Genomic DNA, 12828 nt, shown 5'->3' with positions numbered 1-12828 from the left:
ATGAAAAAGAGAATTAGTATTGTAATATTTTTTTTAACAGTAGCCCTTTCTTACAGCCAGACAGATATCAAATTGTATGATGTCATTAATGACGTATCAGAAAACAGGCTTGAAAACGATATTCGTATCCTGGCAGGTTTCGGAACCCGAAATACCTTTAGTGATACTATTTCCGAAACCCGAGGCATAGGTGCCGCCCGCAGGTGGATAAAAAAAGAATTTGATAAAATAGCTGCCGAGTGTAACAACTGCCTGGAAGTGTTTTACCAAAAAGATTTTGTAAAGAAAGGAGAGGGTCCCAGAATTGTAAAAGACGCCTGGATCGTGAATGTAGTAGCTATTCAAAGAGGTACTAAATATCCCAATCGTTATATTATTATGAGCGGTGATATCGATTCTCGTGCTTCAGACCCATTAAATTACGAAATAGATGCTCCGGGGGCTAATGACAATGCCTCAGGAATGGCCGGTGCCATAGAAGCAGCCAGAGTACTTTCCAAATATACATTTGAAAGTAGTATTGTATATGTAGGGCTTTCCGGGGAGGAACAGGGACTGTTTGGAGGAGCAGGACTGGCCCGGTATGCAAAAGAGAACAACTGGGATATTATTGGCGTACTCAATAATGACATGATAGGTAATATTGAAGGAGTTGACGGGGTGATCGATAACCGCACTTTTAGGATTTTCTCAGAACCCGTACCTCCCAATGAAACCGAAAAACAACGCAGGGCAAGACGGTTTTACGGAGGTGAAGTAGATGGTATTTCCCGGCAGTTGGCCCGGTATGTTCACAAAACCGTAAAACAATATATGCCCGAAATGAACCCTATGATGATTTACCGTTTGGATCGCTTTGGGCGAGGAGGGCATCACCGGCCATTTAACGACCTTGGCTATGCCGGTATTCGCATTATGGAGGCACATGAAAACTATAACCGGCAGCATCAGGACATTAGAACCGAAAACGGAATTGATTATGGCGATGTTATTGAAGGCGTAAACTTTGAGTATGCCAAAAAGCTTACCGCTGTCAATGCTATTAACCTGGCCAGCCTCGCCTCTGCCCCACCTGCACCTCAAAACGTAGAGATTGGCGGTATTGTAGAGCCTTCAACAAAACTCCGTTGGGAGGCAAATAACGACCCTGATATCATAGGGTATAAAGTGTATTGGCGGCTCACCACCTCTCCTACCTGGGATAACAGCAGGTTTGTAGGGAACGTAAATAGTGTAACTCTGGAAGGGATCGTGATAGACAATTATTATTTTGGTGTTGCTGCCGTACATAAAAACGGACATGAAAGTTTAGTGGTCTTTCCTTCGGGGACCTTCAGGTAAAAAAATATGCATTTTTGATGCACCGGGAACCATCATTCTCTTTTTAACATTCAGGAATGAAAATTTATTTTCCACAATGGCAGGGTGCCGGTAATAAAAGTGTTCTTAACGGAGCAAAAGCCCTTTTAAATACATTGGACGAACAAAACTTTTATAAGATCCCGTTATCTGAAAAAGACAGTACCCCGTCATCAAAAGTAAATTATCATGGATCTCTGGTAGATCAGCTTTCAAAATTTCGAAGTGTACTGGAAGAAAAAAAGCCCGAAACCCTCCAAATTTTAGGAGGTGACTGTGGTCTGGAGATCATTCCGGTTTCTTATCTTAACCATAAGTATGCACCCCATTTTGCCGCCATTTGGTTTGATGCACATGCCGATAGTAACCTTCCTCATGAATCTCCCAGCCATAACTTTCACGGTATGCCGTTACGAACCCTTACTGGTGAAGGACCGGAAGCCATGATACCTCTCTTATTCTCAAAACTCCTGCCTTCCCAAATATTTTATGTAGGTCTTAGAGAAACAGATCCCCAGGAAAAAGTATTTATTAAAAAACACAAACTGTTTACAACCCGCCAGACCGATCCTTTTGCACTTGTGAACGCTTTAAGAGCAAACCAGATAAAACATATCTACATACATTTTGATACAGATGTTTTAGACCCTTCAGCATACGCACATACCTTTTATCAGGTACCTGGCGGTCTCCATATTCATGAAGCAATAACCTATATTAAAACTTTAAAAGAACATTTTAATACCGTGGGAAGTAGTTTACTGGAATCAGTAGCATCTCATAAAAGCCAGTTACATACCATTGACCCCATTATAAAAATGCTTTTCGCCTAATATTTTCCCTTTTTTGGCAAACAGCAGTATCCTTTAAAGATCCTAATTCCTAATTAACATCTCTTTAAGAATATCTAAGCTACTTTTCTGTAATTTTAGGCGACAACTAACCGTTAAAATCACTTTTGCATGAAGGATAATACATCTTCCTGCTTTACATTCCTCCTTTTTTTCTGTAAACAGAATACATTACAGCTAAATATATTTAATAGAGATCAAAAACGTTTAACTAATTGACCAAAAGATGAAGCATTTATCTACCTTTTTTATTCTTCTTTTTATAGCCCTTCCATTATGCGCCCAAAAGCTTCAAATGGAATCTGTGAAAGGAATGAAACCCAGAAATATAGGCCCCGGGGGCATGAGTGGGCGTGTAACCGCCATTGATGTGGTACATTCCAACCCCGACATTATGTATGTGGGGACCGCATCCGGTGGTTTGTGGAAATCAGAATCACAGGGTATTACCTGGAAACCCGTATTTGATGAAGAAGTTACCGCCTCCATTGGAGCAGTTGCTATTCAACAATCTAACCCCAGTGTTATATGGGTGGGAACCGGTGAAGGAAATCCCAGAAACAGCCTTAACGGTGGTTACGGTATCTACAAGTCTCTCGATGGTGGAAAAAACTGGAAACTCATGGGGCTGGAGAAAACAAGACACATACACAGAGTTATAATTGACCCTCACAACCCTAATACCGTATATGTGGGTGCCATAGGATCTCCCTGGGGAGAGCACCCTGAAAGAGGGGTTTTCAAAACAACCGACGGAGGAGAAACCTGGGAAAAGATCCTTTTTGTGAACAACAAAACCGGAGTGGCAGACCTTGTTATGGACCCCACAAATCCCAATAAGTTAATTGCAGCCATGTGGGAACACAAAAGAGACCCCTGGTTCTTTAATTCCGGTGGGCCCGGCAGTGGACTATATATCACTCATGACGGTGGTAAAACATGGGAAAAAAGAACAGAAAAAGAAGGGCTTCCTAAAGGAGATCTCGGGAGAATAGGTATTGCCATTTCAAGAAGTAAGCCCAACATCGTATATGCACTCATAGAGGCTAAGAAAAATGCACTCTACAAATCAGAGGACGGAGGTTTTAAATGGGAAAAAATAAACGACAAAAGAGATATCGGGAACCGTCCGTTCTATTATTCCGAGATCTATGTCGATCCCCAAAACGAAAACAGAGTATATTCTATTTTTACCTATGTAAATGTTTCGCAGGATGGTGGACTGAATTTTAAAGAGCTTATGCCCGCATATGGCGTAGCAAACGGAGTACACCCAGATCACCATGCCTGGTGGATACACCCTGAAGACGGAAGTTTTATGATAGACGGTAACGATGGTGGTCTTAACATTACCTACGACGGTGGTAAAAGCTGGCGCTTCATTGGCAATCTACCAGTAGCTCAGTTTTATCATATTAATGTAGATAACGAGTTTCCATACAACGTATATGGAGGTATGCAGGACAACGGCTCCTGGAAAGGTCCCGCCTATGTATGGAAAGACCAAGGCATACGAAACTCATACTGGCAGGAAATTGCCTTTGGAGATGGCTTTGATGTAGTACCCGATCAGGACAATGCCCGTTACGGCTATGCCATGAGCCAGCAGGGCTTCGTTTCACGTTATGATGCCGAAACCGGTAACAACTATACCGTAAGGCCCACACATCCCGATCCCGATGTAAAACTTCGTTTCAACTGGAATTCAGGGATCGGCCAGGATCCTTTTGATAAAAACACCGTTTACTTTGGTAGTCAGTTTGTACATAAAAGCACCGATAAAGGACTCACCTGGAGTATTATCTCCCCCGACCTTTCCACCAATGACCCCGAAAAACAAAAACAGAGTGAAAGTGGCGGACTCACCATGGATGCTACCGGAGCAGAGAATCACTGTACCATATTAGTAATTGAACCTTCACCTCTTGAAAAAGATATGCTGTGGGTAGGAACAGATGACGGAAACGTTCAGGTAACCCGTGACGGAGGTACAACCTGGACCAATGTCACCTCCAAACTAAAGGGATTACCCAAAGGTAGCTGGATTGCACAAATAAAGGCTTCCAATAAAAATAAAGGAGAAGCACTCTTAATTGCTAATGATTATCGCAGGTTTAATTATATACCGTATGCATACCGAACCAAAGACTACGGAAAAACATGGGAAAGAATCGTAGATGAAAATGATGCTAAAAGTTACACCCTAAGCATCGTAGAAGATCCCGTAAATCCCAATTTACTGTTTTTAGGTACTGATGACGGACTCTATGTTTCTATTGATGCCGGTGAAAACTGGACCAAGTGGACTGAAGGCTACCCAACAGTATCTACCAAAGATCTCGTTATACAACCCCGGGAACACGACCTTGTAATAGGCACTTTCGGAAGAGCCGCATGGGTACTGGATGATATTCGCCCTTTACGTGATATTGCCTCAGATCCTTCACTTCTGAATAAAGAAGTTGTTTTGTTTGAACCTCCCACCGCCTATCAGGCGGCCTATCAACAGCCTTCAGGAACCCGCTTTGGGGCAGATGCTGAATACAACGCCGAAAACCGTAAACGCGGTGCCATGATCACCTTTTACCTTAACAAAAGAAAAGAAGAACCCGCTGCTAAAAAAGATAGCAAAGATAAAAAGGAACCCAAAGAAGAAACCGAGCCTGACGAAGAGCCCAAGAAAGATAAAGTCACCCAGGATTCTATTAAACTAGAGATTTACGATGGAAACCGACTCATAAGGACCTTAAAAATGAAGACCCCAAAAGAGAACGGGATACACCGCATGTACTGGGGTATGCGCGAAAAAGGGCCTAACCGGCCGGCCCGGAAAATAAGTAAAACCAAAAGAGAGACAGGAGGCGTTCCCGTAAAACCAGGTACATACCGGTTAAAACTGATCTTTGGTGAGACTACTCAGGAAACTACCATTGAAGTAGCCTCCGATCCACGGCTTAAATTAAACCCAGGTGATATAAACGAAATATATACCGCCGGTAAAAAACTGGAAGGCTATTTAAAAACGGCCACAGATGCCGTTGAACAATTAGTGCAAAGTAAAGAAGTAGCAGACGCTATGGAAAAAGACCTTAAAAAAGCAGATAAGGAATTACATAAAGAACACATAAAAGCCTCAAAGGAAATCAGTAAAAAGGCAGATAGTATTATTGATCTGTATCTTGGTAAAATAGATAAACGCCAGGGAATAACCAGAAGTAACGATCCTACAGTAGTAGGTCGTATTCAAACTGCTGGTTTTTATGTAGGTACCCGAACAACAGGCCTTACCAAAACAGAGCAAAAACTAATGGAACATGCCCGCAATGCGCTGGAATCTGCATTGGAGAAAACCAATGCCTTCTTCAACAAAGACTGGAAAGAGTATAGAGCAGAAATGGAAAAACTGGAAATATCCCCTTTTAAAGAAACAAAAACATTTTCTATAGATTAAGAACTACAAACCGCCACACCTGAAAATTCGGGTGTGGCGGTTTTTCTATAATATCTCATTCCCTACGTAAAAATCATGAAATTTTCTCGCATATTTGTTTTTCTTCTGTTAGGATATGTATTACCCGGCTATGGACAGAATACCGGTGAAGACCGTTTGGGGTCCTGGTACATGTATTTTGGGCAAAACAGAATAGCTGACAAGTGGAGTATTCATTCTGAAGCCCAGTTTCGATACTATCATTTATACGATAATTTTAATCAGTTACTGCTCAGAACAGGGCTTAATTACGACATTACTCCCGAAGCAATGGTAACCCTGGGATATGCTTATATCGATACCGATCCCACTTTTGAAGATGCCGTTCCCGGTGAAGCATCTTTTCTGGAAAACACCCTTAAAGAGCATCGTATATTTCAACAATTCATTTTACGCAATAAAATCAAAACAGTTGAAGTAGAGCACCGTTACCGTTTGGAACAACGCTTTTTTGAAGATAGTTTTTCTTCTTTCACAGAGCATCGTGCCCGATATCGTGTTTTGCTGACATTACCCTTAAATGAAAAATGGTTTTTAAGTGCTTATAACGAAATCTTTATAAACTTACAGGATCCGCTTTTTAATCAGAACAGGATCTATGGTGCCGTAGGATACCGGTTTAAAAAAAATGCCAATATACAGTTTGGCTATTTAAAAAACCATTTTAGCAATGTACATTTTGACAGGCTTCAGCTGGCACTTTTCTATAATCTAGACTTTAGGAAAAAAGATGTCTCACAATAATACAAAGTACTTTTCCCCCAGTATAAAGTATTTATTACAATCCCGATCTTTAAAGAAAGTTGTTTACCTTTAATACGACCAAAAAAGCATACAAACTTTACGTTTTTCTTTAAACCGGAAAAACCTAATGATGCAAACTATGAATACACAAAAAATTAATTTCACTAATAAGGACGGACAAGCATTATCAGGAAGGCTTGAGTTACCATTAGATCAGCATCCCCATAATTTTGCCGTCTTTGCTCATTGTTTCACCTGTAACAAAAACCTGGCAGCCGTACGCAATATAAGCAGGGCCCTTACCAACAGCGGTTTTGGTGTTTTACGTTTTGATTTTACCGGTTTAGGAGAAAGTGAAGGCGACTTTGCAGATACCAATTTTTCCGGAAACGTTGAAGACCTTGTGGCAGCAGCAGACTATCTGAAGGAACATTACCAGGCCCCCTCTTTAATTGTAGGCCACTCTCTGGGCGGAGCTGCTTCCATTTTCGCAGCATCCCAAATAGAGAGTATTAAAGCCATTGCAACTATTGGAGCACCTTCCAATCCCAAACACGTAAAACACCTTTTTAAAAATAATATTAAAAATATAAAAGAAGAAGGGAAAGCATTAGTAAATCTGGGAGGCCGGGACTTCACCATTAAAAAACAATTTATTGAAGATCTCGAGACCAAATCACTTCCCGATACCGTAAATGAAATGCGTAAATCCATCCTTATTATGCATTCTCCTCAGGACACAATAGTAGAAGTGGAAAATGCCAAAGAAATATACGATGCCGCTTTTCACCCAAAAAGTTTTGTTTCTCTGGATGGTGCAGACCACTTATTGAGCAACAAAACCGATTCGCTGTATGTAGGTGAGCTTATTGCTTCCTGGGCCAAACGTTACGTAAAACTTCCCGAAGCTACCAAATTGCGCTCAGAACATCAGGTAGTAGCCAATCTGGATACAGAAAACGGTTTTACTACCCGTTTAAAAGCCGGAGATCATTACCTCACGGCAGACGAACCAGAAAGCGTTGGAGGACATAACTTTGGCCCTACTCCTTATGATTATGTTTCCGCAGGTCTCGCCGCATGTACCGCAATGACCCTTAAAATATATACCGATTTTAAAAAATGGCCCCTTGAAAACGTAGAAGTACATGTAAACTTTGACAGAGTACATGCCAGTGACTGTGAGAATTGTGAAAAAGAAACCTCCAAAATTGACACCTTTATGCGTGAAATAAAGGTAAGCGGGCCCTTAAGTGAAGTACAACGAAGTAAAATATTAGATATTGCCAACAAATGTCCCGTACACAGAACCTTACATAACAATGAAGTCAATATCAAAACCGTATTGATAGATGCCTGATATAAAAGACCCCAGACCCGCACTACTTCTGGTAGATGTACAAAAAGGAATGGATAACCTAGATTATTGGGGAGGTGAACGCAACAATCCCCATGCCGAAAAAAACATCGAAAGCCTGCTACAACTCTGGCGCCAAAAAAAATTCCCGGTTTTTCATATCAAGCATTGCTCAGTAGTTAGCGACTCCCCCTTAAGAAAAGGTGTTACCGGAAATGACTTTAAAGACTTTATTGTTCCTAAAAGCAATGAACCCATTATAGAAAAAGAAGTGAATAGCGCTTTTATTGGTACTTCTTTAAAAGAGCAACTCGAAAAATTGCGTATAAATACACTGGTTATTGCAGGCCTTACTACCGATCATTGCGTTTCCACCACAACAAGGATGGCAGGAAATTATGGTTTTCAAACATTTTTAGTAGAAGATGCAACCGCTACCTTTTCCAAAAAAGGCCCCAGAGGTGAAAACTATCCCGCACAGCTTATTCATGATACCGCCATCGCCAGCCTGCATAAAGAGTTTGCGACCGTAGTATCTACCCGGGAAATCGCTTTTACCATAAATAATTTGTTGCAAAAAAATTGATTGCTTAATTTTAGGGAGCAAAACACATCTCATGGACAAAAGAAAATTTTTAAAAACTACCGCCTTATTCTCTTCGGGAACAGCCATTGCTCCGTCTTTAATACTATCAGCGTGTAAAACCAATGAAAAAGATGCTAAAGCACCTGCTGAAAATTCAGAAAAGGCAGCATTGACCACACCCGTCTTCGTACTTCCTCAATTACCTTATGCATATGATGCCTTTACAGATACTGTAGATGCCATGACCATGGAAATACACTATTCCAAGCATCATCAGGGATACGTAAACAAGCTAAATAAGGCCGTTTCAGAACAGGGAATAACCACTTCGTCCATTGATGACATCTTAAAAAAAGAAAAACTATCTGACGGGGTACGGAATAATGGTGGCGGACATTACAATCATTCGCTTTTTTGGGAGATCCTTACACCCGGAGGTGCCATGTCTGAAAATTTTGAAAAATTACTGGTAAGGGATTTTGGCAGCAAAGAAGCTTTTATGAATGAGATCACTCAGGCCGGTCTTAAAAGGTTTGGCTCGGGTTGGGCATGGTTATGTGAAGACAGCGACAAGAAATTATTTGTTACCTCTACTCCCAATCAGGATAACCCATTAATGAAAGTGGCAGATAAGCAAGGGCATCCCCTTGCAGGTATTGATGTTTGGGAGCACGCATATTACCTTAAATACCAGAACAAACGAGGAGAATACCTCAACAATATTCTAAACATTGTTAACTGGACCAAAGTAGAAGAAAGGTTATCATAATACACATTTTCTACTTATAAAAATATAAACCGCGCCATCACGCGGTTTTTTTAATATGTAATACTTTCATCAAATAATAACAAAACCCCTGCTTTGTAAAAAAACAGGGGCCTGAAACTAACGTAACAAATTAAGTAACTATAAGAAAAATTGTTGTTGATATTTACATTTTCTTTGTGTCTGCAGTCTTAATTTTCTTTTATTTACTTTACGATAACCTCATGCTATATTATATTACATTAGTTTACTTCGTATATAATTTGTTGATTGGTGGTAATAAGTCCGGGCACATAAAACTCAATTGTATTGGTAAAAGAGCCGGGGCTAATATTCCAACTGGCTATTTGTTGTCTGGGATTATTGAACTGTGTATATACATCAAACACAACTCCATTACTCCTAACCGGCCCATTGTAAGTAGCGTTGCTCTGAGAACCGGTAGCATTTGATGCGAAATAAAACTTTACGTTTCTGGTTGTAGAACCCGTATTACGAATACGGGTAGTTACTTTGTAATAATGCCCGTAATTACCATAAGTTCGGGATGAAGAGCCAGCCAGTGTCATTAAAGAAGGGCTGGTTTGATCTTCTACCTGCGCAAATTTGTTTGATGTATTCAGACTAAAACCAATATGAGCAGGACCCGAAGGTAATGTGATCGTATTATCGGCTGTGACCGTACCGGTTTCATAAATACCTGCCTCACGTGCAAAGGTACTAGCAGATTCTATTCTATAATCACCGGCTGCAAACGATCCCTGAGAAGCATTAATGGCATCTGTTAAAGAACCGGAACTGGTTACCACCACATAATAAATACAAGGACCAGTTGACGTGACTTCAAAACGGGCATCCAACATATTCGTATTACCCATAAGCTTACGATATATCTGTCTTATATTTCCTGTACCAAAACTTCCGGTAGTACCACTTACAGGAAGATTATTGTTCAGCCAGTCTTCCGCTACTCCATATGAAGGTCCCGTACCTTTTCCGAACAACGGTCTTTCAGACAGGCTATTAGTGTAACCGGAGCCTCTGTAAGAAACGGAAATATTAGAGCTGTTAGGATTTGAAGCAAGCACGTGTAGATAACGATTCCGTCCGGATCGGTTTATATGAAATAAATAGATCACATTAGAACCGTTCAACAGATATCGCTGTCCTCCCCTGCTGGCATCAGTTCTTGCGCTTTGCATTAGCCAGCCGTTACCTTGAAAAATCTCGGGATTATTACTTTTATAAACAGCCGGGCCGCTTCTTACAACATTGAGATCATTGAGTTGTGCATCTGGAACAATTAATTGTGAAGGTGCACCACTCTGTGGTAATGAACCATTGATCCATCCTGAAGAAAGCACGGTACTGTTCACATTATCAATAGACAGTTCATCCTGGTAAACATCCTGTGTCACCCCATTTTTTTCACAGGAGATCATAACCAGGAACATAGCAAAAGTAAATAAGTGTTTTTTCCTCATTTTTTTGTAAGTTTTAACTCAAAAATATGATCTTTGATAATAGTAAGCAAGTTTTTTCTTACAATTAAGATATTTTAACATCTGTATCTGCCTTATCCGCCAAGAAATAGACACTTTCTAGTTATCTCTACATTCTTTTCTGATAGTGATATAACCATTTATTTAACCTGAAAACATTTAATTTTTGATTTTAAAGTGTAATTTTAGTACTTAATTTAGAGCACATGAACCCTTCGGCATCCGGCTGGATTGATAAGCTAATTACTATTCTTTCTAAAGATTGTTTAATGCATACTGAACGGAAAGTCGATTTTTACGAGGGCTTAAGAGCCTCGGGATTTATTTATGGTGCCAATGTGAAAACCGTTCCTGACCTTGTTACACAGCATACACTTTCTGAAGATGAGATTACAAAGGTAAATCTGTTAACCGCACTTCTGTACTACTACAGCCAAAAACATCCGGATACCTCCTTAAATCAAGGTATTGAGGTTATTTTGAACTTTTATGAAAAACTGAATGCCCGTAATTTTAATTTTCTGGAAAAAATACTCATAGGCAAACGCTGCTCTTCACAATTAGAAAAGTTACTTGACAGCAGGATACGTATTACCGGTAATCTTATTACTAAAAACTTTAATAACCTTATTACCAATGCCCTTCTTTATTCTGATGTATTAGCCTTTATCCGGTATTTAAACAAGGAAGATTATCTGGAGCAGTATGCTATACAATTGGAAAAAGCACTTACTCATGAAATATTTGAGGCCCTTAATTCAAAAGAGAAAAAATCGGAATACGATGAATTGCTTATAAGGTTGGTGGAGTCATCATTACGGTACCAGGAATTATCGCAAACCGAAATTCAAGAAGAGACCGGTTACTCTCCCCATCTTTTTAATTCCAGAGAAGAGCGTATGTATATGATGGATCTTGCCTGTATGGCCTTATGGGGTGATGTGCTTCTGGACCCGAAAGAAGAAAGTTACTTACAAAGCCTTTGCCAAAAACTCAGCATATCTTCTGAAGAGATGGTAAAATCACTTGAGCATATCAGGGATTTTATTCATCGATATGAAGACCGTATTTCTTTTTTTCAATCAACCAATCCGGTGAAAGCCTTTTACGACCAATCTTCTAAAACGGTTACTAAACTCATTTTGAGAAATAAAAAAAGACTTTTACAAGAACTCAGTGAAAGCGGAGAGTTAATGGTGTTGTTAACCCGGTCTTCGGTAAAAGAATTAAACATAGAAGAAAAGCGGCGTATGCGAAAGCTATTAATAGATCTATGTAAAAGTATCCCTTCTTTAGCGGTTTTTGCACTTCCCGGAGGAGCTGTTTTATTGCCATTGCTGGTAAAATTCATCCCTACATTACTCCCCTCTGCCTTTGATGAAAACCGAATAACAGAAGAATGACCTGAGTGTTACACTAGCTGAGCCAGTCTTTAAAGTCTTTTACCCGCTCCCTGCTAACTACAATTTCAATATCATTAAACTTATTCATTTTCACCTGTAAACGTGAGTTTGTATAGGAGATCATGTCCCGTATGTGGTTTACATTCACTACAAACTTACGGCTTACTCTAAAAAACATATCGGGCGCCAATTCTTTTTCAAGGTTTTCGAGCGTGGTTTCCAGCAGGTAGTTTCTCCCGTCTGCAGTATGCGCATACGTTCCTTTATTTTCACTGTAAAAACACTCTATCTCATCGGTGGTGATCATTTTAAGGTGCTGTCCCACTTTTACCGTGAATCGCTTTTTGTACTCGCGTTCTAGTGGGTTTATCAACAATTTTTTAATATCTTCAAAATCAATACTTACTTTGTCTTTAGAAGGCAATCTTTCTTTGAATTTATTAATAGCAGTTACCAGATCATCTTCATCAATGGGTTTAAGAAGATAATCTATACTGTTTAATTTAAAAGCCTGTAGTGCATATTCATCAAAGGCAGTGGTGAAAATAATAGGGCTTTTAATATCTACATGATCAAATATCTCAAAAGACAACCCGTCTGATAATTGGATATCCAGAAAAATCAGATCCGGATTTTTATGGTTACTAAACCAGTTAACAGATTCTTCTACAGAATGAAGTAATACATCTACAGTAACATTTTGTTTTTCGAGCAATCTTTGCAAACGTCTTGCTGACGGCTTCTCATCTTCTATTATTATAATATGCATT

The 12828-nt window shown here is 39.8% G+C and carries 10 protein-coding genes; 8 read left to right on the top strand and 2 right to left on the bottom strand.

Annotation, left to right across the window (positions count from 1 at the left end; genetic code table 11):
• From WAO84_RS04355 to WAO84_RS04325, 7 genes are all read left to right on the top strand, one after another.
• Entirely contained in the window at positions 1 to 1341 is a 1341-nt protein-coding gene (locus WAO84_RS04355) for a M28 family peptidase (protein WP_340063848.1), read from the top strand.
• A gap of 56 nt (positions 1342 to 1397) precedes the next feature.
• Positions 1398 to 2192 (top strand): arginase family protein, encoded by a 795-nt coding sequence (locus WAO84_RS04350; protein ID WP_340063847.1) that lies wholly within the window; start codon positions 1398 to 1400, stop codon positions 2190 to 2192.
• 244 nt (positions 2193 to 2436) lie between these two features.
• On the top strand, positions 2437 to 5661 hold the full coding sequence (locus WAO84_RS04345; protein ID WP_340063845.1) for a WD40/YVTN/BNR-like repeat-containing protein: 3225 nt from the start codon (positions 2437 to 2439) through the stop codon (positions 5659 to 5661).
• A gap of 75 nt (positions 5662 to 5736) precedes the next feature.
• Positions 5737 to 6444: a DUF2490 domain-containing protein gene (locus tag WAO84_RS04340; protein WP_340063844.1), complete on the top strand. Its 708-nt coding sequence runs from the start codon at positions 5737 to 5739 to the stop codon at positions 6442 to 6444.
• 139 nt (positions 6445 to 6583) lie between these two features.
• On the top strand, positions 6584 to 7804 hold the full coding sequence (locus WAO84_RS04335) for a bifunctional alpha/beta hydrolase/OsmC family protein (RefSeq protein ID WP_340063843.1): 1221 nt from the start codon (positions 6584 to 6586) through the stop codon (positions 7802 to 7804).
• Entirely contained in the window at positions 7797 to 8387 is a 591-nt protein-coding gene (locus WAO84_RS04330; protein ID WP_340063841.1) for a cysteine hydrolase family protein, read from the top strand. Before WAO84_RS04335 ends, WAO84_RS04330 begins: the two co-directional genes overlap by 8 nt.
• A gap of 31 nt (positions 8388 to 8418) precedes the next feature.
• Positions 8419 to 9156 (top strand): superoxide dismutase, encoded by a 738-nt coding sequence (locus WAO84_RS04325; protein ID WP_340063840.1) that lies wholly within the window; start codon positions 8419 to 8421, stop codon positions 9154 to 9156.
• A 239-nt stretch (positions 9157 to 9395) separates the two neighbouring features.
• On the opposite strand, the gene WAO84_RS04320 is transcribed toward WAO84_RS04325, so the two are convergent.
• Positions 9396 to 10637 carry a hypothetical protein gene (locus WAO84_RS04320; protein WP_340063838.1) on the bottom strand — a complete coding sequence of 414 codons (1242 nt, stop codon included), beginning with the start codon at positions 10635 to 10637 and terminating at the stop codon, positions 9396 to 9398.
• A 224-nt stretch (positions 10638 to 10861) separates the two neighbouring features.
• Between WAO84_RS04320 and WAO84_RS04315 the strand changes: the two genes are divergently transcribed.
• Positions 10862 to 12058 (top strand): LETM1-related biofilm-associated protein, encoded by a 1197-nt coding sequence (locus WAO84_RS04315; protein ID WP_340063836.1) that lies wholly within the window; start codon positions 10862 to 10864, stop codon positions 12056 to 12058.
• A 13-nt stretch (positions 12059 to 12071) separates the two neighbouring features.
• Here WAO84_RS04315 and WAO84_RS04310 read toward each other — a convergent pair whose 3' ends face one another.
• A complete protein-coding gene (locus WAO84_RS04310) occupies positions 12072 to 12827 on the bottom strand; it encodes a LytR/AlgR family response regulator transcription factor (RefSeq protein ID WP_340063835.1) in 756 nt (251 codons plus the stop codon).
• Position 12828: the final 1 nt, after the last annotated feature.

The organism is Ascidiimonas aurantiaca, assembly GCF_037646345.1.
GTDB lineage: Bacteria > Bacteroidota > Bacteroidia > Flavobacteriales > Flavobacteriaceae > Ascidiimonas > Ascidiimonas aurantiaca.
The sequence above is the reverse complement of the archived record's forward strand: the minus strand, read 5'-3'. Positions and strand labels throughout refer to the sequence as shown.